Origin of the sequence: Burkholderia sp. WP9 (assembly GCF_900104795.1) — a bacterium.
Taxonomy (GTDB): domain Bacteria; phylum Pseudomonadota; class Gammaproteobacteria; order Burkholderiales; family Burkholderiaceae; genus Paraburkholderia.
This window is the reverse complement of record NZ_FNTG01000002.1, coordinates 643,054-663,543: the sequence shown is the minus strand read 5'-3', so window position 1 is coordinate 663,543 and position 20,490 is coordinate 643,054. Positions and strand designations below refer to the sequence as shown.

The 20,490-nt window shown below is 60.6% G+C and carries 16 protein-coding genes; 5 read left to right on the top strand and 11 right to left on the bottom strand.

Annotated elements, in window-relative coordinates; all coding sequences use genetic code 11:
• Positions 1-18: 18 nt before the first annotated feature.
• The 3 genes from BLW71_RS24245 to BLW71_RS24240 all read right to left on the bottom strand — a co-directional run bounded on the left by BLW71_RS24245 (position 19) and on the right by BLW71_RS24240 (position 4,656).
• The gene (locus BLW71_RS24245; protein WP_286162087.1) at positions 19-2,112 is read right to left on the bottom strand and encodes an AMP-binding protein; all 2,094 of its coding nucleotides are present in this window, start codon (positions 2,110-2,112) and stop codon (positions 19-21) included.
• The gene (locus BLW71_RS42340) at positions 2,105-2,863 is read right to left on the bottom strand and encodes an AMP-binding protein (RefSeq protein WP_286162086.1); all 759 of its coding nucleotides are present in this window, start codon (positions 2,861-2,863) and stop codon (positions 2,105-2,107) included. Before BLW71_RS42340 ends, BLW71_RS24245 begins: the two co-directional genes overlap by 8 nt.
• Before the next feature lie 134 nt (positions 2,864-2,997).
• Positions 2,998-4,656 (bottom strand): AMP-binding protein, encoded by a 1,659-nt coding sequence (locus BLW71_RS24240; protein ID WP_286162085.1) that lies wholly within the window; start codon positions 4,654-4,656, stop codon positions 2,998-3,000.
• Positions 4,657-5,228: 572 nt separating this feature from the next.
• Between BLW71_RS24240 and BLW71_RS24235 the strand changes: the two genes are divergently transcribed.
• Positions 5,229-6,179 carry a universal stress protein gene (locus tag BLW71_RS24235; RefSeq protein WP_091802637.1) on the top strand — a complete coding sequence of 317 codons (951 nt, stop codon included), beginning with the start codon at positions 5,229-5,231 and terminating at the stop codon, positions 6,177-6,179.
• An 89-nt stretch (positions 6,180-6,268) separates the two neighbouring features.
• On the opposite strand, the gene BLW71_RS24230 is transcribed toward BLW71_RS24235, so the two are convergent.
• Positions 6,269-7,327: an AI-2E family transporter gene (locus BLW71_RS24230; RefSeq protein WP_286162084.1), complete on the bottom strand. Its 1,059-nt coding sequence runs from the start codon at positions 7,325-7,327 to the stop codon at positions 6,269-6,271.
• Between the two features lie 244 nt (positions 7,328-7,571).
• Between BLW71_RS24230 and BLW71_RS24225 the strand changes: the two genes are divergently transcribed.
• A complete protein-coding gene (locus tag BLW71_RS24225) occupies positions 7,572-10,232 on the top strand; it encodes a cation-translocating P-type ATPase (RefSeq protein ID WP_091802633.1) in 2,661 nt (886 codons plus the stop codon).
• On the opposite strand, the gene BLW71_RS24220 is transcribed toward BLW71_RS24225, so the two are convergent.
• From BLW71_RS24220 to BLW71_RS24205, 4 genes are all read right to left on the bottom strand, one after another.
• A complete protein-coding gene (locus BLW71_RS24220; RefSeq protein WP_408481056.1) occupies positions 10,204-11,202 on the bottom strand; it encodes an FAD:protein FMN transferase in 999 nt (332 codons plus the stop codon). The two genes, BLW71_RS24225 and BLW71_RS24220, sit on opposite strands and share 29 nt — an antisense overlap.
• On the bottom strand, positions 11,183-13,399 hold the full coding sequence (locus BLW71_RS24215) for a PepSY domain-containing protein (protein ID WP_091802630.1): 2,217 nt from the start codon (positions 13,397-13,399) through the stop codon (positions 11,183-11,185). Before BLW71_RS24215 ends, BLW71_RS24220 begins: the two co-directional genes overlap by 20 nt.
• 8 nt (positions 13,400-13,407) lie before the next feature.
• A complete protein-coding gene (locus BLW71_RS24210; protein WP_087670468.1) occupies positions 13,408-13,878 on the bottom strand; it encodes a DUF2271 domain-containing protein in 471 nt (156 codons plus the stop codon).
• Between the two features lie 108 nt (positions 13,879-13,986).
• Entirely contained in the window at positions 13,987-14,454 is a 468-nt protein-coding gene (locus tag BLW71_RS24205) for a PepSY domain-containing protein (protein WP_091802627.1), read from the bottom strand.
• A gap of 142 nt (positions 14,455-14,596) precedes the next feature.
• On the opposite strand from BLW71_RS24205, the gene BLW71_RS24200 reads away from it, so the two are divergent.
• Both BLW71_RS24200 and BLW71_RS24195 read left to right on the top strand, forming a co-directional pair.
• A complete protein-coding gene (locus BLW71_RS24200) occupies positions 14,597-15,256 on the top strand; it encodes a response regulator (RefSeq protein ID WP_091802624.1) in 660 nt (219 codons plus the stop codon).
• A 2-nt stretch (positions 15,257-15,258) separates the two neighbouring features.
• Positions 15,259-16,620 carry an ATP-binding protein gene (locus BLW71_RS24195; RefSeq protein ID WP_091802621.1) on the top strand — a complete coding sequence of 454 codons (1,362 nt, stop codon included), beginning with the start codon at positions 15,259-15,261 and terminating at the stop codon, positions 16,618-16,620.
• A gap of 148 nt (positions 16,621-16,768) precedes the next feature.
• Here the strand turns inward: BLW71_RS24195 and BLW71_RS24190 are convergent, their stop codons facing one another.
• Entirely contained in the window at positions 16,769-17,101 is a 333-nt protein-coding gene (locus tag BLW71_RS24190) for a hypothetical protein (protein ID WP_091808781.1), read from the bottom strand.
• 347 nt (positions 17,102-17,448) lie between these two features.
• Between BLW71_RS24190 and BLW71_RS24185 the strand changes: the two genes are divergently transcribed.
• The gene (locus tag BLW71_RS24185) at positions 17,449-17,943 is read left to right on the top strand and encodes a universal stress protein (RefSeq protein WP_091808779.1); all 495 of its coding nucleotides are present in this window, start codon (positions 17,449-17,451) and stop codon (positions 17,941-17,943) included.
• A gap of 454 nt (positions 17,944-18,397) precedes the next feature.
• On the opposite strand, the gene BLW71_RS24175 is transcribed toward BLW71_RS24185, so the two are convergent.
• Both BLW71_RS24175 and BLW71_RS24170 read right to left on the bottom strand, forming a co-directional pair.
• Entirely contained in the window at positions 18,398-18,925 is a 528-nt protein-coding gene (locus BLW71_RS24175) for an NADH-quinone oxidoreductase subunit B family protein (protein ID WP_091802618.1), read from the bottom strand.
• Positions 18,925-20,487, bottom strand: a complete 1,563-nt coding sequence (locus tag BLW71_RS24170; RefSeq protein WP_091802616.1) for a hydrogenase large subunit — start codon at positions 20,485-20,487, stop codon at positions 18,925-18,927. The genes BLW71_RS24175 and BLW71_RS24170 overlap by 1 nt, the downstream gene beginning before the upstream one ends.
• Positions 20,488-20,490 lie beyond the last annotated feature (3 nt).

The following is a 20,490-nucleotide window of genomic DNA, read 5'->3' as shown; positions in this document are numbered from 1 at the left end:
CCCTCGAATAACGCAGGCTTAGATCTCGGTGTGACGAGTGGGGGTTTCCAGCGGGGAAATTTCACTCAGAATCCGCTCCCCGCAATGGCCTGCTATTGCATCGCGTGCGGTGTCACGCAGGGCCGCGGCAGCCTTCATGTCGTCTCCTGTTGGTTCCAGAGCGGGGAGCACGGTAACTGTTACGTCGGCTCGCGTTGGCAACCACTGTCCATCCGGAAGCACAACGCGTGCGCCCGCGATTGCGACCGGTACGACAGGCCGGTGCGATGCGCAGGCGGCCACAAAGGCGCCGAGACGAAACTGCCGCAGTCCCGCGGATCGGACGAATGTTCCTTCGGGAAAGAGGAGCAGCGAGGTTCCAGCCGTCGCCTGCTTCACCAGTTCGCGTTCGTCTTCGGCCATGCGCGGATAGTCGACGCGCTCGACAAAGCGGGTGCCGATTGCCCGAAGGAAGGCACCCATCAGCAATCCGCCGGCCAACTCACGCTTGGCGACGATGCCAAGCGGCATGGGGATGGCCGCCAGCAACACGAGGCCGTCAAGGTAGCTCGCGTGATTCGCAACAAAGATGGCCGGCCGCGCCATGTCGATGAGTTCGGCACCGCGTACCGTCACGCGAATGCCTGCAAGCATGAGGGCTAGCTGTGCCGCGCGCGATGCAATCGCCCAGTTTCGCCTGGCGTCCGGATGCGATACGGTCATCAACCATGTCGGTATGGCGATCAGGGTTACGACCAGCCAGCACCATGCGCCGTAGGCGATCTGCCTGGCGGCGGCTCGAACCCGCCGGCCGATTGGCCGTACGGTGTTCGTTCCGATGTCGAGCCACTGAAGCCACGCAGGGCGTGGCAGGAGATTCCCGCGACTACGCAGGTACATCTCCATCGTAGCCGCGTGACGAATCTTCCCGCTCGATGTCTTCAGAATGCTATGCGGCGGGACCAGAGCGATTTCTTCCGGCGGAGCGCCCAGCAGAGCCACGGAGGCTTCGTTGATGCCAGTGCGCATCGCCGCGATTGCCTCAGGTGCCGTTTCGCGAGTCTCCGCAATGACGATCAGGCGATCGGTACCGGTCTCAATGTCGGGCGTTCCACACACTGCGACACAACCGTTGCGCACGCCAGGCAGATGCCCGACAGCAGCCTCCAGTTCATAGGGGAAGAAGTGACGCCCGGCCCGAATCACCAGATCCTTTACGCGGCCCGTGATGAACAGTTCTTCATCGGCCATATATCCCAGATCGCCGGTATCTAGCCAGCCATCATGAATTAGCCGCGCGGTCAGTTCCGCATTCTGAAAATACCCACGCGTCGCGGATGGGCTTCGGAATTCAATTCTCCCGACCGTTCTTTCGGATACGTCATTGCCGTCGACGTCAACGATGCGGATCTGGTTGCGGGGTAATGCGCGTCCGCACGAGACCAGTTCGAGTGCGTCATCAGGCGATTCCGCTTTTGCTGCACGCTGTGACTCAGCCAGTCGCATGCGACTGATACAGTCTGTTCGCACCCCGCGGCCTGGCTCCGAAAATGCCAGTCCAAGCGTGTTTTCCGCCAGGCCGTAGACGGGGGTCAGGGCGGTTTCCCTGAACCCATGATCGGCAAAGCGTGAGGCGAATGCTCGCATGGTCGGCGCGCTGACGGGTTCTGCGCCGCAGAATGCGAGGCGCAATGAAGACAGATCGACGCCTTCGAGATCGGCGTCGTCGATCCGGCGCGTGCATCGCTCGTAGGCAAAGTTGGGTGCCGCCGTAATGGTGGCACGGTAGTGGCCGATCGCCTGCAACCAGTGCGCTGGACGTGCGAGGAACGTCAGCGGGGACATGAGAATCAACGGGATACCAAAGTAAAGCGGCCCGAACCAGGCTCCAATCAGGCCCATGTCGTGGTACAGAGGGAGCCAGCTTGCGAAGATGTCGTGTTCCTCGATCCGGGCAGTCTCTCCCATTGCCCGGATATTGGCGAGCAGATTGGCGTGTGTGAGCACCACGCCTTTTGGCGCACCTGTGCTACCGGAAGTGTACTGAAGCAACGCGACGTCTTGTGCGCGAGGGATATACCGCTCATTGTCCGTTTCGCCCATGAGCTGATGCGTCGTCACGATCTCACGCAACGTCGGTATCCGCGCCTTTGCCAGAAAGGCTTGCTACGAGTGCGTGTGACGGCACGATCATGACGCGTGAGCGCGCATCCAGCAGAATGGCCGCGTGTCGCTTCAGGTGATCGTCGATCCGTGCCGATTGCACAGGCGGATACACCGGCACGACTACTGCGCCGGCAAGCAGGATTCCCGCAAAGCAGGCGAAATAGTCGTTACCGGTCGGCAACATCAGTGCGACGGTGTCGCCGGGGTTCACGCCGAGCCTGTGCAACCCGCTCGATACCAGTAGGGCCGCCTCGTACAGCGCCGAGTAGGTCATTGTGTGTGGCGACGCTTCCTCGTCGAGAAATACGATGTGCGTGTGTTCAGGTCGCCGGGATACGTGCCACTGCAATGCCTCGATCAGCGTTTGTGCTTCGATCGGCGGGTCAAGGGTGTCGGTCGGCGCTGGAAGCTCAGCGGTGCCGATTGCGCACCCCGGTTGCCCCAATGTTTCTCCTTCAAGTGCACGCAGTAAATCACCGGGCGTCTTCGCCTGCTCGAACAACGCAACCGGAAAATGCACGCCGAGCGTTTTCTCGATGCGAGCCAGCAGTTCAGTGCGCGCGAGACTGTCGAGGCCAAGGTCACGTTCGAACTCGCTGTTCAGCGTGACGCCATGTGGCCTGTATCCCCGTGGGCCGACTTCAGCGGCGAAAGCATCGGCTATATCGAGCAACCGTTGGGCGTCGCTCGATCGGCGGCGGGTAACGTCTTCGTTCATATCGCACGACCGCTTCCGTAGGGATTTCAGCATAGGCGCGACGGGGAGGAGGGCGCTTGATCGTCGTCAATTGCTGAATTGCGCCTCGCGCGCAATCACGCGCCGTTACCCATGCAATCGCATCCCTGGCTCGGTCAGGTTAACGTTCGGCGGAGTACCTTGCCGAGCTGGTTCAGAGGCAAGGTGTCACGGAATTCAATTGACCGGGGAACCTTGTAGGCGCTCAGATTAGCGCGGCAGTGTTCCAGCACGGCGGCGGCCGTAAGATCCGCCGAGGACCGGACGACGAATAGTTTGACGGCGTGCCCGGTCCTTTCATCCGGCACGCCGACTACCGCAGCGGCGCTTACACCCGCAAGCGCGGAGACCACGGCTTCGACGTCCGAGGGGTAAACCTTGAAACCGGACACGACGATCACGTCTTTCTTGCGGTCCACCAGGACGAGCATCTGCGCGGGCGTGAGATAACCAACGTCCCCCGTGCGAAGCCAGCCCTCGGGCGAGATCACTTCCGCGGTCTCGACGGGGTTCATCCAGTAGCCGCGCATGACCTGCGGGCCCCGGACCCAGACTTCTCCGATGACACCCGCGGCGACAGCTGCGTTGTTGTCGTCACGGATGCTAACCTCGGTTGAAGGCAACGGATGACCGACCGATCCGGAAAAGTGCTTTGCATCCATCGGATTCACGCAGACGACTGGCGACGCTTCGGTCAGCCCGTACCCTTCGATAATCGGCACTCCCGTTGCTGACTGCCATCGCGCGGCAACCGAAGCCTGAATCGCTGCGCCGCCGCCGATCACGAGACGCAGGTGTGACCAGTCCACAGCGTCGAAATGCGGTGCGGCGAAAAGGGCATTGAATAGTGTATTCACGCCTAGCAGCGCGGTGGGCCGTGCGTGGCGCATGGTTCTGACGAGCGCGGCAAGGTCGTGGGGATCCGTCACCAGCACATTGTGCCCGCCGATTTCAACAAACGTCAGCAGACCGGCGGTCAGCGCGAATATATGAAAGAGTGGCAGCGGTGTGAGAATGGTCTGAGGCGTAGAACAGAACGCCGAACCCAGCCATGCACGAATCTGCGCGACGTTCGAGCTAAGGTTGCGATGCGTGAGCATCGCGCACTTGGGAGTGCCTGTGGTTCCTCCCGTGTATTGCAGCAGCGCGACATCGTCGAGACTGGGGCGGATGTGATCTCGCTCGATCGAATGCCGACACGACAAGGCCGCACTAAATGTCCAGTATTCCCTTTTTGCAGGCGGAATCGAGTCACGCACAACGTGCTGTACGAAATCCATTGCGGCGCGCCTGGGCAGCGGAAGCAGATCGCCCACCGCGACGGATATAACAGCCTTCGCCTGATTCTCATCCAGGATTTCGTCCAGTTTGCAGGCAAAGTTTTCCAGTACGATGATCGCTGAAACAGCTGCCGTGGCGAGCTGGATCTGAATCTCACGAGGCGTAGCCAGCGGATTGATATTGACGACGACAAGCCCGGCGTCGAGGACGCCATAAAAGGCGACCACATAGGGTAAGCCATTCGGCAAGATGAGTGCGACACGCTCGAGCGGCGCAAGTTTGAATTCGTTGACAAGAAACGCGGAAAAGCGGTGCGCATATAGCGCAACGTCCCGATATTCGAGCGTGTGATTGAACGAACTGAACGCGGGGCGTCCTGCGTAACGCGTACAGGCAGCCTCGAACATTTCAGGCAATGTTCTAACGCTTCTGGCATCGATAGCTGCGACGGGCGGTTCGGACGAGGGAACGTCGATCGCTTTCGGGCACTTCATGGTCGATCGGGCCTTTGTCGTATAGGGCAGACGCGATGACAGTCAGGTCTGCGCACCTAACGACTACGTGTGCGTAGCCGGCTTGGCAGGCGTTAAAAGGTCAACGAGTACGGTATTCCTCGACATATTCACTTCAGCGCGTGATTTGTGTCGCTATGGATCGAGCATAGGACTCGTTCGCCATGAGAGATTGACGTGCGTCAAGACGACCGGTGTGCCCAACGGATCGAATGCGATGGAGGCTCATCATGTCTGTTCGCAGCCAGAGCAATGCATTGGTCGTAATGAATGGTCCGTCGGGGCGCGCAATCATTCGCTATTGGAGTTCGAACCGCAATGCGAGGCATGAAGTGTCCCGTTCAGACGGCTGCGAACAACAGTGATAGCCCGTGGGCGGATGGGTTGATTCAGGTCAATCTGGGGGATGAGCCGGCGAATAGAGTGTACTGGGGCGTTGTTATCCGGACAGCCCGTGGGCAGGGCGCATGAGAGTGTCGTCGCGCGCGAAGGCTCGACAAACCGTCTGAGGAAACATATCGGACCCACCATGCGGACACCTTGGAGACTTCGTCATGAGCACTACCAGTTCAACCCTCCACGATCACGACGAAGTCGGTCGCATTCTCATTGCTGTAGACGCTTCGCCCGCCTCTTTGCGCGCTGCGGCCTATGTTCAAGGCATTGCGGCGCCAGGGGCACACGTGCGAATCATCAGTGTGGCTGAAGATCCACGCAGGCTGATCCCGTTGGATCCACTTGTCGGAGTGGATCTTAGCCCGGTGCGCGACGAGTTGCTGCGCGGTGCCGCGGATGCGGTCACTCAGGCACAGAGCATATTTTCGAGCGGCGAGACGGTTGTCGACACGGAGGTGATCGATCTTTCCATGCAGGGTCGGGATCTAGCCTACGCACTGCTTGAAGCAGCGCGGACGTGGCGAGCCGATCTCCTCGTGGTTGGCACCCGACAGAACCGTCGGCTGCTACGCTGGCTGGAAGGAACAGTCTCTGAACCTCTGGCGCGAATCTGCCCGTGCTCGATTCTAGTTGTTCCAGCTTCTTATGAAAGAGATACCTGCGGCGGTCCGAAGCGAATGCTCTTCGCCGTCGACGGTAGCTCACCATCGCGGCATGCGCTTCGATACGGATTAAAACTCGCCACGAAGCAGACGTCCTTGCGTATCGTAAATATTCTTGATCAGGCGGTGAGGATGAGCGATTTTGTGCCACTTCCTCTGCTTGAAGATGCACTTGTCAAAGAGGGCAATGCAGCACTTGCGGCGGCAGCGGAGTTGCTGGCCGGATTACGAATCGAGGCGGAATCCGCGATGATCAGCACGGAAAGAACCGGCGACGATGTGCCCCACGCCATCGTGAGGGAGGCAGATCATTGGAACGCCGATCTGGTCGTCATGGGCACACACGGCCGGCGTGGTATCTCGCGCTGGCTGCTGGGTAGCGTGGCGAGCCGCGTACTGCGTATCACCCACGTGCCGGTGTTGCTCGTCCGCCCGATCGAAGCCTGAAACAGGCTCCGGTCGCGGTGAAAGCTTGGGCGAAATGATTTACTTGTGTTCCGATTGGATAAGCTCGTGCCAGCACCGCTGGCGATCCACTACTTAGGTATGTCATTCCGCTGAACCGGTTGCCGCACCTGTTGCCGTGTCGCCTCTGTCTGCCATTCGCGCCACAGCGCCATCAGAACAGCCAGTATGGCGGGCCCAAGGAACAATCCGATCAGACCGAATGCGGCGAGTCCACCAAGCACACCAAACATGACGAGCAGAAATGGAATGCGTGCGCTGCTGCTAATCACAAACGGCCTTATCAGATTGTCTACCCAGCTAATGACCAGCATTCCCCAGAGCAATAACCCGACTCCGGCCACCGTGCGGCCCGCAAATAGAAGGCCGACCGCCACCGGCACCCATACCAATGGCGTGCCAAAAGGAATCAATGCTACGAGAGCAGTGATCCCTGCCAGCGTGACGGGCGCAGTTACGCCTGCGGCCCAGTAACCCAGCCCGGCCAACACTGCCTGCGCGATTGCTGTCAGCACAATGCCGTAGACGACGGATCGGGTCATGCTGCCGATCGCGGTGAGATAGTCGTCAAGGCGCTCGCCAAGGAAAGGCCGCAAAGCCTGCCGTATCTGATTCAGGAGACTTTCTCCATCGCGATACGCAAAAAACAGCGTCACGAGAGCAAACCCCAGCTTTGTGGCGTTCCGGGCCGCACTTCCGAGGAGGTCACCAATTTCGCTTGTCCAGCGATTCGCCCATCCTGAGAGTTGGGAGCGGATGGCAGGGGGATCAATCTCCACATGATCGAGAAACGCCTGCAACGAGGACCCGATCCAGGGGATGCGCGCCAGAAAATCGGGTAAGTCGCGAGGACGATCGGAGAAGTAGGCGACGATAGCCCGGCTGGCGTCCGTTAGATCTTCTGTCAACGGCTTCATCAGCCAGACGACTGGCAGTATGCACGCACACGTCAGGAGAAGGGTCATCAGCAGCGCGCTAGTACCCGCGCTTTCGCGGAGCAGGCGTCGCAAACGGCTGTAGGCGGGCCAGGTGACATACGAAATAATCAGCGCCCACGCGACCGGAACTAGAAAAGGGCGCAGAACCATGAACCCCAAAGCTACCAGACCAGCCAGAAGCAGTGCTAGCACGACATGCTTTCCCGATCGCATTGAGCGCTCCCGTTCGTGGATTCGGCGTTTCTGTATCCGGGCAGTCATCGCAGGCCGAAACAATGCATCCAGATGCGAGACCGGAGACCATATGATCTGTCGCTACCCGCACGGTACTGCTTGATAAAGGTCAATCAGCGAGTCTGACCCGCACCGATACTGGCACTTGCCGCGTACCGCTTCAATGCGACGTTCGTCGACTCTCGTACAGAAGGATCGGTCCATGTTGACTCCGACGCGCACGATTTGCCCTGGGGCGGAGGGTTCCAACACATGGCACGCAATGCAGGTCGCGGCCATCGCCATGCAACTGGGCACCGATTGCGAGCATGGCCTGACACTGGCAGAGGCGCACCGGCGCCTCGCCAAAGACGGGCCGAACGAGATTCGTGAGCAGCGGCGCCGGGGCGTCCTTGACATGCTGATCTGTCAGTTCAAGGACTTCATGATCGTCGCTCTGTTGGCGGCGGCTCTCGCGTCGGGCCTGATCGGCGAGGCTGCGGACGCGCTCGTGATCGTCGCGATCGTGTTGCTTAACGGCACAGTCGGCTTCATCCAGGACTATCGCGCCGAGCGTGTGATGGCGTCGCTCGCACAACTCGCCAGGTTGCAGGCGACAGTCATTCGCGAAGGCGAATGTCAAACGGTTCCGGCATCGGGCATTGTGCAGGGCGACGTCGTTTTGCTGGATACCGGTTCTACCGTTCCCGTCGATCTTCGTCTTGCCGAGGCGTCCGGGCTGAAGATCGCCGAAGCAGTTCTCACTGGGGAGTCGGTGCCGGCAGAGAAGGGCACCGCGTCGCTTGACGACGCTTCGCTACAACTCGCCGACCGGACAAATATGGCTTTCAAGGGCACTGTTGTCACCTACGGTCGAGCACGAGGTATTGCCGTTGCTACCGGCATGGCCACCGAACTCGGCAAGATCGCCGGGATGATCGAAGCGGCACCTGTAGTCCAGACGCCGCTGCAAAAGCGTCTTGCAGCGTTTGGGCGCCGGTTGGCCATGATGATTCTTGTGATCTGCGCGATCATCTTTGCGACAGGTGTGCTGCGGGGCGAGCCAGTGCTGCTCATGCTTCTCACGAGCCTGAGTCTTGCCGTCGCCGCTATCCCTGAAGCTTTACCCGCAGTGGTGACCGTGATGCTTGCCCTTGGTGCGCGCAATATGGCACGACACAATGCCCTGGTGCGACGTTTGCCTGCGGTCGAAACCTTGGGGTCCGTGAGCTGGATCTGTACCGACAAGACTGGCACATTGACCCTGAACGAGATGTGCACAACTGAGCTCTACGCTGATGGCGTGCGGTTACCCATCGCATCGTTCGATACAAAAAGGCCCGTTACGAGATGCTTGCTGGAGGCATTGGCGTTATGCAACAACGTTAGCCGCGCTGCGGGCGGGGAGGTCGCAGGCGATCCGACCGAGGTTGCGTTGTGGAGAGTGGCCGCTGACGCTGGCTTCGACAAGAGCGCGCTCGAAGTCACGAGCCCGCGCTTCCTGGAGTTCCCGTTTGACTCCGATCGCAAGCGGATGACAACGATTCACCGCAGCGGAACCGGATTTATTGCTTACACGAAGGGCGCACCGGAGACGGTCATTGAACGTTGCAACGCGTCCCTGTCAGATCATGGGATGGTCGCTGTGGACCACGAACGCGTGCTGGCGGCGGCGGAGGCGATGGCGGATAGTGGTCTTCGTGTACTCGCCGTCGCGAGCCGGAAGTGGGACAGTCTGCCTGCCGGTCACGATATAGAAGAAATCGAATGCGGCCTCACTTTGCTTGGCCTGGCTGGCATGCGTGATCCGCCGCGGCCCGACGTACGGCAGGCAGTCAAGGCTTGCAGATCGGCAGGGATCACACCCGTAATGGTCACGGGGGATCACCCTGTAACCGCGTGTGCTATCGCCCGCGAACTTGGCATTCTCGCCCCCGGGGACACCGTGTTGACCGGCCAGGAACTCAGTCGACTCACGGATGAAGCGCTAGTCGCGCAGGTTGTGCATACCCGCGTGTTTGCCCGGGTGGACCCGGCGCAAAAAATCAGGATCGTCGAGGCCGTTCGGGCGCATGGCCAGTTCGTCGCGATGACCGGTGATGGCGTGAACGACGCGCCGGCGCTCGCCGGCGCGGATATCGGCATTGCGATGGGGAAAAAGGGCACCGATGTTGCGCGGGATGCGGCCAGTATCGTGCTGCTGGACGACAACTTCGCCACCATCGTCGGTGCCGTCGAAGAGGGGCGGCGAATCTTCGATAATGTACGCAAGTTCATTCGCTACGCCTTGACGTGCAATTCGGCCGAGATATGGACTATTTTTCTCGCGCCTTTTCTCGGCCTGCCGATTCCCTTGCTTCCCATACACATCCTGTGGATTAACCTGGTCACCGATGGACTGCCGGGGCTGGCACTGGCGGCCGAACCGGCGGAGAAGGGCGTCATGCTACGGCCACCACGGCCCCCAGGGGAAAGCGTCTTTGCCCGCGGCATGTGGCAGCACATCGTATGGGTTGGGCTCGCAATGGCCGGTGTCACGCTGCTCACGCAGGCATACGCCATTCACGTCGCTTCGGCACATTGGCAGACCATGACCTTTACGGTGCTCACGCTCTCCCAGATGGGGCACGTACTTGCCATCCGATCGGAGCAAGCGTCGTTTTTCGCGCGGGGAGCGCGTTCAAACATGCCCCTTGTGGGCGCGGTGCTGCTCACCTTTGCGCTTCAACTGGCGACGATCTATGTACCCATGTTGAACACCGTTTTCCGGACGACCGCGCTTAATATGACTGAGCTGGCAATGTGTGTTCTGCTCTCCAGTGTGGTGTTCGTTCTGGTCGAGCTCGAGAAACACCTTATCCGCCGGGGACTTCTATACCGTTGAAACCCGCATCAAACAAACCCGTGCCGATCGCCAGTATTTGTGCGCCATCGCGCAGCAGAAAAAGTGCGTCCAGCTGCTTGCGGCGTGCGAAATCCAGGCCTTTCTGAGGCCCCAACACCATGAGCGCGGTTGCATAAGCATCCGCGTCCATGCAGGACCTCGCCAGCACTGTGACCGACGCGACCCCGTTGCATAAAGGCTCACCTGTGCGCGGATCCACGACATGCGAGATGCGCTTGCCCTCGCATTCGCTCCAGTGACGATAGTCCCCCGAAGTTGCGACCGCGATATCCGTGAGTTCGATCACGCCGAGCGCCTCCCGGCGTTCATAGTCGGGACGCTCGATTGCGATTGCCCACAGTGCCTGGCCAGTCTTTGTGCCTCGCGCACGCATCTCACCGTCGATTCCGACAAGCCACGACCGAACGTCATGACTGTCCAGCACACGCGCCAATTCGTCTACGCCGAAGCCTTTGGCGATACCGCACAAGTCGAGGCTCACATGCGCCTGCTTGCGAGCGCGACACTGCTCGACGTTGACGTCGAGCAGTTCGACCAGCGGGCGTCGGGGTCGTTCGCGCGAGGCTTCCCGCATGGTTGGCCGCGGCGCGTTGGATGGGCCGAAGCCCCACTGATCCACCACATCGCCGACACCTGCGTTGAACGCATTGTCTGTCTCGCGCCCCATCTCCGTCGCGCGCACCAGCACCGTCGCAAGATTGCGGGAGATCGGCACCCAGACGTCGGGCTCGGCTCTATTCAACCGTGTCAAATCGGAACTGTCCTTCCAGTTCGACATTTCCTCGTCTACCGCTCGTACCGCCGCATCCAGTTCAGAAGCGATCAGGGCGCGGTCCAACCCCGCCGGCGCGTAGCATTGCACGCTGTATCGGGTGCCCATCGTCGGTCCGTTGAACGTATAGCGCTCGGGACAACCGGCCATCGGTCCTTCAATAGACATCTTCGACATATCTTCCCTTCAATCTCATCTCGTTCACGGAAAGGCCGGAGCCATCCAGAATGTGTTCCCACGCTCGGGCCACACAGTTGGCCATGTCTCTGCCTCCGCACACCATGATCTGCGCTCCGCTGGCGACGAGTTCACGAAGCGTTGGCGCGTCGGCCATGAGTCGCTCCTGCACGTAGGTCTTCCGTACGGGGCACGAGAAGGCGGTCTTGAAAGTCGTCAGCCGGCGGTTGCCGACCAGGTTCTGCAACTCTTCGTCGTACAGGAACGCCTCGCCTGAGCGTCTGGCACCAAAATACAGATGCATGGGCCGCCCCGCCGAGTTTTGCCGGATGAAGCCAACGAATGGGCTGATGCCCGTCCCGGCGCCGATAAGAATGATTGGCGCCTCTCCCGCCGCGGGTCTGAACGCAGGGTTCCGGCGAATGAACGCCTGAATCGCGTTGCCGGGCTGCAAAGCTGTCAGATAGCCAGAGCCGGCCCCATGCGCATGCCTGCGCACGCAGATTTCGATAAAACCATCTCGCGAAGCGCTCGCGAGCGAGTAGAACCTCGGCACGGTGTCGCCGGGCGGGATCACCCCGAGCAGGTCGCCCGCGTCGAATGACGGCAGAGCCCTTTGCAGCGGGGTGTGCCACCGCCGATTGCGCGGTGTGCTGCGGACAAAGCGCAACACCGACGTGACACTTCCAGAGTCGAGTCCATAGTCCTTGCGCTCCACAAGCGTCAGGGAGACGGTGCGCGGTAGCGACGGCTGGTAGCGCACGTCGAGTCGCACGTCGAGTGCGATACCCAGTTGCTCGCTCCACTTCCTGAACGTGCTCTCCGACTGCCGGTCAACGCTGCTGCACTCGATGAGCGCCTGGCCGCCTTTGGCGATCAACGCATCGTGCACGGTTTGCGCATAACCACAGAAATGGGGGAACTGGCGATCCCCAAAACCGAGGACGGCAAACGTTGGTGGAACATAGTCGTTCATGCTCGCGAGCTTGCTCAAATACTGCGTGGCGCTGGACGGTGCCTCACCATCGCCATACGTCGAAGTCAGTACGATCAGGCGTTGCGCCTTGCAGTGGCGTGATGAAAGATCGTTCATCGGCGCTATATGCACGCGAAAATTCGCGCGCGTCAGCGCCTGATGAATTGCGGCAGCGAACGCCCAGGTGCTGTTTCCTTCGCTTCCCACGAGAATGACCGTATCGGCCTGACCCGCGCTCACGTTGTCTGGAACTTTTACCGTCGCGCGGCGACGCCGCACCCATAGCCATACTCCAGTAATCGCCAAAACCGGCACCGACGCGCTCGCAAGCCCGAGGATCAGCGCGAGCCACCACAGTCCCTCGCCCGTATGCAGCATGAACACGACCTCGTGAAAACGCTGCCAAGCGTCATTGGGCTGCCACGCGAGCCATTTCCCTGACGACGGGTCGATGTAGCCGGTGCCGCTCGATGTCCGCAACGCGTAGACATCGCCCGGGTTCTGGGGGGAGGGCAACATCAGTTCACGCAGGTCGGTTACATCGACGTTCCTGAGCGCAGCAACGCGATTCACTGCAAGCGGGGCGCCGGTGCTCACGGAGGCCGGAAACGGAAGTTGCGCCGTGGCTCGTTCGGGGATCACCTCGAAGGTCGTCAACGACAGGACGAGCCCTGTTGCAGCCGAGAGCGTCAGCCCGAGAATGGCGACGCGGGCAACCTCATTGTGGATTCGCTGCAGACCGCTACCCCGAATGCGGCCGAACAGCTTCGCCCATCCGCCCATACGGCGTTCGAGTAGCGCAAGGCCGGATGCGGCCAGCAGCAGCATCAAACCTGCCCCGAGGCCGGTTGCGACGCGCCCGGCATCGCCTATGAGCAGCTTGCGGTGCAGATTGGTCAGCCAGCGCATGGTGGTCGATGGCGTATAAGGTTCGATACCGTCACCTGTCACGGGATCGATGCTGGCGGCGCCAGACTCGCCGCCTGAAGAGTAATAGGCAATGACGGCGCCCGAGGGCTTTCGCACGATTTTCTCGAGGCCGGGGTAATGGGCCTTCACACGTGCGGCGAGCGTCGCGGCGTCGAGCGAATGCTGGCTAACCTGAACTACGCCTGCGCGTTCGATCACAGGGTTCAGAGACAGCATCGCACCGGAGATCGCCGTGACCATCAGGACGAGGGCGGCGATCAGTCCGGGCAACGAATGAAGCTTGCGAAGCATGTCATTCCTCACAACGTGTAGCGAAACGCTTTCACATAGCCGCGCCCTCTGACGGACTTTCCGGTTCCCGATGTCGTCAATGGAACGACCACCTCGGACGGGTTCTCGTTCATGTTCTCCACTGCGGTATCCACGTGAATTTCGTAGCCAGCGTCGATTAGCGTATCGGCAAGATCGAGCGTTGCCTTCAGCGTCCTGCCGGCACCAACGCTCGCACCCGTAATGCCGTCGATCCTTGCCGCGCCATTTCCCGTCATCCGGTACCAGGCGCTCAGGTGCCTGTAGTACTTCGCCTTCTCGCCTGCCATCCACAGCGTGCCCTGATAACGGCCAGCCCGGTCGGTGACGTACATCACCACGTACGCACCGTCACCGCCGTAATTGGTCAATTGCGCTTCAATCGTGACGGGGCGGGCGAACGCCAGCGAGGGAATCGCGAGTGCACCGGCAAGCGCAGCAATAGGGAATGTGTATTTCATGATCTGTCCTCTTCAATAGTGGCTACGCCGGGCGAGACGGCGCACTTACCCTGCGTCAGCGTTGATTTGCGTATGACGAAAGTGTGTTGCGACGACGGTTTTCGCAGGTCAGCGGATCTGAACCTGCGGCCGGCTCCCCGGGGTCAATAGCCCATTGGATGGCTGCGCGCCGCTTGCCGCGTTACCCGGTTTATCGTTGGGCGCGCGCGGTCCTGCCGCAGCCGGTCGCGGGCCGCTCCGGTCCTCGTGCTCACCGCCGTCTTCACCGTGGCGCTCGTCCTGGGCGTCGCCATCGGTTTTCAGCCGGATGATCGCGAGCGTGGCCGGATCGACTTTGGCTTTGAAGTGCCGCCCCTGCGCGTCGAGTCCACGGATCTCGTAGCAACCGTCATCCGTTCTGACCCGACTCACGTTCCAGCCTTGTTTTCTGGCTAGCGCATCGATCTCGCTGACCGGTTTCCAGTTCGTGAGCGGTGCGGTGCAGTCGTCGTCCGCCTGCGCCAGTTGGGCGACGCCAGCGCATAGCGCGACAAGGGATACGATGGCAATGCTTCTTCGGAGCGGTGGTCGTTTCATGACGGGGAGTGTGGTTTTGTCCTGACAGGCTCTACAATGCGGCCCATACCTGAAGCCAGCCTTGCGAACGAAAAGATTTTTCTTCAGCCTGGCGTAAGCTTGGCGTAGCACAGTTTGCGATAACAACCGCCGGGACTATCGCATGAGAGTACTGCTTGTCGAGGACGATCCGCTGCTCGGCCAAGCCGTTCGGGACCAGATCACGCGGGACGGACATTCCACCGACTACGTCACGACCCTGGGTGACGCCCGGCGCTACGTGCAAGCCGCGAACTACGACCTGATCCTGCTGGACCTGCTGCTGCCGGACGGCAAGGGAATCGATTTTCTGCGTGAATTGCGTGTATCCGGCTCTTCGGTACCCGTGGTGATCCTGACTGCGCTCGACCAGGTCGCCAACCGCATCGCCGGATTAAACGCTGGCGCCGACGACTACCTTGTCAAGCCATTCGATCTATCCGAGCTCACCGCGCGCGTCAACGCCGTTGCGCGCCGGTATTCAGGCAATCCCAACCCATTTGTCACACTGGGCAATTTGCAGATCGATCTGGCCGCCCACAGCATCCGTCGAGAAGGCCGTTCCATTTCCCTTACCGCCAGCGAATGGGCATTGCTCGAGGCGTTCATTCAGCGACAGGGCATGATTCTTTCAAAGGCGCAGCTGGAAGAGCGCCTTTACTCGTTTAACGCCGAAATCGGCAGCAACACCATCGAGGTGCACATGAGCCGGCTGCGCAAGAAGCTGGGGGGCGACCTGATCGAGACGGCGCGTGGCCTCGGCTACAAACTCAGGCAGTGCTAGCGATGCTGCACAGCCTCCAGGCGCGCCTCGCAGTAGCGCTTGCCGTTGGCCTGGCCGCACTGTCGCTCCTTGTAGGAGCAGCGGCGTTTCATGTCCTGCAAGACGAAATCGACCGGATCTCGGATAGCGCCTTGCAGGAGACGGCGCAGCGGCTCGTGCCGCTGGCCGTCACGGATATCCTTGATCTAAGTACGCAAGGCAGCACCGGACAGCGCGTAGCGGCCGTACGCGCGCACGACGAGTTGCTCACCTATATCGTGCGCGACCAAACCGGCAAGACCGTCCTGCAGTCTCATGATGCGGACCCTGGGGTCTTCCCGGCTGATCTGAAGGCAGGCTTCACGTCGACGCCCAGCCACCGGATTTATACGGAAACGGTCTTGCAAGGAACGGTCCTGCTCGCGATTGCGGAACCCCTGGTTGAGCGCCGTCACGTCAGCACCCGGGCGGCACTTGCGGTGATCGAGCCGCTCCTTGTTCTCATCTTGCTTGGCCTCGTCGGCACGTGGCTGATCGTGAAGACAGGATTGCGTCCGATCAGCCGGTTTTGCGAGGGTGTTGCCTCTAGAGGTCGCGACGATCTCACTCCGCTCGCCAAGGCCGGCATGCCTACGGAAATCGAGCCAATAGCTGACGCGGTCAACGACCTGATGCAGCGGCTTGACCGGGCACTGAGCGCCGAGCGCAGCTTCACGGCCAACAGCGCACACGAGCTTCGCACGCCGATTGCCGCAGCACTTGCGCAAACGCAACGCCTGATAGCCGAGGCACAAGGCACGCCAATCGAGCAACGTGCGCGAAACGTCGAGATCACTTTGCAGACGCTCGTGCGACTCAGCGAAAAGCTCATGCAACTGGCCCGGGCAGAAGGCGCCCGCGTCCTCTCTGATATCGCGCAAGACTTGCGGCCCGTCCTTCAACTCGTGGTCGACGATGTCCGGCGCATTGCACGATCTAATGAACTCGCACTGAGCCTGCCCGATGAACCCGTATTGTCGCCAATCGACCAGGACGCTTTCGCCATTCTTGCGCGCAACCTTATTGAAAACGCCGTCAAGCACGGTACGGACGCAACGGCCGTTCGTATCATGCTCACGAGCGGCGGCACCTTGAGCGTCCGGAACCGGGGGCCTGTCGTACCCTCGGAGACGCTCGCGCGCCTGAGCCAGCCGTTCGAACGCGGGGCCACAACAGCGAAGGGAAGCGGCCTGGGGCTGGCAATCGTCAATGCGATCGCCCAGGCGGCCGGCGCACGACTCACGCTAGGTTCGCCGGCCGCAGGCATGCCGGACGGCTTTGAAGCCGTCGTGGAGGGACTGGCAATACCTGATTCGCCACCAGTCTTTCGCGAGAGAGTCCGCTAGCCAGGGCTGAAATCAAGGCCACTGCTGCAAACAGCAGGTCTGGCCAAGCCACTTTCTATAAATATGGATGCCTTATCAATAAAACGGGGTGCCATCCCAGACAACGAGCGTGGCGTATCTATACTGGTAACTCAGTGAGTGGCGTGGCTCAGGGTCGGTCCGCCTTGACGAGCGCAGCCAGCTTTTCCCGCTCGGTAGCGACGTCCTCCTTATCGTCGGACGGCCAGTCGAGAACAACTCCATCGTTGAGGGATTCCCGTACCAGCGACGAATAATCCCACTTGCTCAGCTTCCCCGATTGCAGCGCCTGTCTGATATCTCGTCGGAGATCCACCGGGAAGCTTGCATAGGCGCCTGATAATGCCGCGTACTGTCGGGCATCGATTTCGGCAGACGAGTGAAGTGAGGCCCAAGATACGACGGCGACGATTGCCATGAACGGCACAGCCGTGTAGCGGAGTATGAACTTGATGGGCGTCATTGCAGATTTTCGGGAAGATGCTTGAGCCACGACCGGGTTGATCCAACGTTTGATCTGCTGCATCGCATCGGCAGGAAGCAGCCGAGTGGCGGGACGGCCTGCGACAAGCCGCAGGCCGAGCGTCTGGTGCGCGCTGAGCGAACCCGGAACGACGCCGGATGCCTGTCGAATGTATCTGACTTCGGTGAGGTCGTCGCGCGGCACTTTGCCACAGAATCAGTCGACCTGGCAGGCTTCATAAAGCTGACTATACTGAAAGGAGTCACCTCGATTCAGGTGTGCCCGGCTCAAGCGGTTTGCTCTGGCAGGACTTCAAGACGAGCAGACCTGGCCGCGGGGAGAAACGTATGTTCAAGCATCTGCTGGTGCCAACCGATGGTTCGACACTTTCTGACGCTGCCATCCAGATGGCGGTGACGCTTGCCACGGAAAGCGGCGCAAAGGTCACCGGGCTCCATGTCATTCCGGAATTCCATGTCCTCGCGTATGGCACCGAAATGATCGCCGACACGGAGGATCGGGTCATTCAGGTTACCCGACAGCATGCGGATAACTATCTGCTGGCCGTCACAAAAGCGGCTACCCAGGCCGGTGTCGAGTGCGATACGGTTACCAGAAACCACGCTCACCCGTATGAGGCGATTATCAGCGTGGCAGCGCAACGAAGCTGTGATCTCATTGTCATGGCATCCCACGGCCGAGGCGGCATGCGTGCCTTATTGCTCGGCAGTGAGACCCTGAAGGTGCTGACGCACTGTCGGATCCCGGTCCTCGTCGTCCGGGAGCCGACGCAGACCGATGCGGGCCATGTTGTGGAATCCAGCAGGCAACCGTCTGAATAAAAGCCTTCTCTGCTCCGGACGAACATCGTAGCCCGTGCCTTGGTCGCAGCCTTCCCGGTGCGTGTTTTCCCCATAGCCTGAACCGCTGCAATGGCCGGTTACGGTGACTGTGGACTTCAGGTTTTCACCCATGCGCGGGAAACGTCGACTGACGCGCTGCGCGGGTTCGGGATTCAGTCGGCACGTGCGCTGGCCAGCCCCCACACCGCTACAATTGCCAGAAAGATCGCGCAGGAGCCCCACTGGGTCAACACGCTTGACCATGCCAACGCTGGATCTGAAGTTACTTATGTATGGCCGGCCCTATGCAAGAGCGCACCGGGTGCGAGGTTCGACTGCTGTTCCACGGTCCTTATAAACATCAGTGTGGCGTACTGGAGTCGTCATCACACTTGGTTCCCGCGCGGAACCCTCAACCAGGAACACTGTCTGCGGCGTATGTCACGGCTGGTGATCATGGCTTGAGCATCGTACGTTTCACACGAAGCGCGGCGAGAATGCCTCTCAGGATATCGATGGGGGGCGGCGGACAACCCGGCACCGTGACGTCGACAGGAAAAAGCTTCGAGAGCGGTCCGCACACGGCGTAGCTTTCCTTGAACATGCCTCCGGTGCAGGCGCACTCGCCAACTGCGACGACCAGCTTCGGATGCGGCGTTGCCTCGTAGGCCCGCAGCACTGCTTCCTTCATGTTCAGTGTCAGCGGGCCAGTGACGAGCAGCATGTCGGCGTGACGGGGACTCGCGACGAACTTGATACCCAGACCTTCGATGTTGTAGTACGGATTGTTGAGCGCATGGATTTCCAGTTCGCAGCCGTTGCAGGAGCCCGCATCAATCTCGCGAATGCATAGCGCCCGACCCAGCACGTCGAGTATTTCCTGCTGGATACGGTGCCCTTCGGACCGCCATGCTTCATCGCCCTCGGGCAGGCGTTGAGTCGGTGTGCCGGTTGTCGCGATCTGTTTGAGAAGTTGCCACATTACAGGTCGTGTCCCGCGTAGTTCAGATTGAACGACTTGTTGATCAGCGGGAAATCCGGAACGATATTGCCGATGATCGCGTGCTCCAGAGCCGGCCAGTTCTGCCACGACGGGTCATGGCAGTGAGAGCGCGAAATGGTTCCGTCTGCCCCGGTTTCGAGTGCGATGAATACATCGCCCCGCCAGCCTTCGATCCAACCGACCCCGCAGGATGGCGAGCCACTGTATTCGACCCGGGAGACGATGTCACCACCAGGCAGATCGGCGAGGAGGGTCCGGATCAACCGAGTGGACTCGTAGATTTCGTTGAACCTGACGGCGGTCCGGGCTGCCACATCGCCCCGGTCATCGCTGACCATCTGCACCTGAACCTCGTGGTAGGGCGCGTAAGGGTGATCGATACGCACGTCGATTTTCCGGCCGCTCGCACGTCCGACCGGCCCGCACACACCGAAGTGCTCCGCCAATTTTGCGGAAAGTATGCCCGTACCTGCAAAGCGATCCTGCAGTCCCGATTGATCCTCGTAGATGCGCTGCATGACGCGGACTTGTGTGTCGATCTGATCGCACTGCGTCAGCATCGAGGTGACGAAGCGCGCATCGAGGTCCGTTGACAAGCCCCCGGGAACGATCCGGTCCATCAGATAGCGATGCCCGAAAGCCAGATTGTTCAGGCGTAACCAGTCTTCCTTCAGACGGGAGAACTGCGAGAGACCATACGCGAACCCCGCGTCGTTGCCGAGCGCGCCAAGATCGCCCAGGTGATTGGCAATGCGCTCGCGCTCGAGCAATAGCGCACGCAGCCACTGCGCGCGTGGCGGAATCCGTCCATTCAACGCGCGCTCGACCGCCATGCAATAGGCCCACGTAAAGGCGACCGTGGTGTCTCCGGCGATGCGTCTTGCGAGACGGTGTCCGTCGAGCGCGGGCATGTGTTCGAATAGCCGCTCGATTCCCCGGTGCGCATAGCCCAGCCGCTCCTCGAGGCGCAACACCTTTTCGCCGACGACCGAGAAGCGGAAGTGTCCGGGCTCGATGATGCCTGCGTGAATCGGACCGACGGCAATCTCGTGGACACCGTCACCATCGACGTGGACGAACGGATAGTCCGCTTCCTGGATCTGAAACTGCTCGGTCCCGGAAGACAATTTCTGCAACGGGAAGTAATCGGCAGGCCAGTTGCCGTGATTCAGCCACGGCCGTGTATCGTCGGCGCCGATCGCGCGCAGCCCGACCAGATCGTAGACGGCCCGTTGCATGCGTGTCGCGCACGGAAAGAGCGCCGATATATCCGGGTATCCGTCGCTGCGCCCATGCCCGTCGCCTACCGGCAACTTAAGCCACAAGATGCCGTCTTCCAGCGCGTAAGCGACAGAGATAGTGAATGTGCCCGGAGTCTCTTCGGCACCCCACAGGGAGATCAGACGGCCACCCGTCTCGCGCACGGTGCCGGCGGTGCGGCTCCAGGTGTCAAAATCGACACGTGCGAGAAAAGCCGAGGACCTGCCCGCAAACACGGACAGGCGAACCAGGTCGGAAAACCCGAATGCCTCAATGCGCATGTG

Excerpts from the sequence above, each read along its gene's own strand:
- BLW71_RS42340 (WP_286162086.1), bottom strand. The coding sequence starts at position 2,863 with ATGAACGAAGACGTTACCCGCCGCCGATCGAGCGACGCCCAACGGTTG.
- BLW71_RS24240 (WP_286162085.1), bottom strand. The coding sequence starts at position 4,656 with ATGAAGTGCCCGAAAGCGATCGACGTTCCCTCGTCCGAACCGCCCGTC.
- BLW71_RS24235 (WP_091802637.1), top strand. The coding sequence starts at position 5,229 with ATGAGCACTACCAGTTCAACCCTCCACGATCACGACGAAGTCGGTCGC.
- BLW71_RS24225 (WP_091802633.1), top strand. The coding sequence starts at position 7,572 with ATGTTGACTCCGACGCGCACGATTTGCCCTGGGGCGGAGGGTTCCAAC.
- BLW71_RS24220 (WP_408481056.1), bottom strand. The coding sequence starts at position 11,202 with ATGTCGAAGATGTCTATTGAAGGACCGATGGCCGGTTGTCCCGAGCGC.
- BLW71_RS24215 (WP_091802630.1), bottom strand. The coding sequence starts at position 13,399 with ATGCTTCGCAAGCTTCATTCGTTGCCCGGACTGATCGCCGCCCTCGTC.
- BLW71_RS24210 (WP_087670468.1), bottom strand. The coding sequence starts at position 13,878 with ATGAAATACACATTCCCTATTGCTGCGCTTGCCGGTGCACTCGCGATT.
- BLW71_RS24205 (WP_091802627.1), bottom strand. The coding sequence starts at position 14,454 with ATGAAACGACCACCGCTCCGAAGAAGCATTGCCATCGTATCCCTTGTC.
- BLW71_RS24200 (WP_091802624.1), top strand. The coding sequence starts at position 14,597 with ATGAGAGTACTGCTTGTCGAGGACGATCCGCTGCTCGGCCAAGCCGTT.
- BLW71_RS24195 (WP_091802621.1), top strand. The coding sequence starts at position 15,259 with ATGCTGCACAGCCTCCAGGCGCGCCTCGCAGTAGCGCTTGCCGTTGGC.
- BLW71_RS24190 (WP_091808781.1), bottom strand. The coding sequence starts at position 17,101 with ATGACGCCCATCAAGTTCATACTCCGCTACACGGCTGTGCCGTTCATG.
- BLW71_RS24185 (WP_091808779.1), top strand. The coding sequence starts at position 17,449 with ATGTTCAAGCATCTGCTGGTGCCAACCGATGGTTCGACACTTTCTGAC.
- BLW71_RS24175 (WP_091802618.1), bottom strand. The coding sequence starts at position 18,925 with ATGTGGCAACTTCTCAAACAGATCGCGACAACCGGCACACCGACTCAA.
- BLW71_RS24170 (WP_091802616.1), bottom strand. The coding sequence starts at position 20,487 with ATGCGCATTGAGGCATTCGGGTTTTCCGACCTGGTTCGCCTGTCCGTG.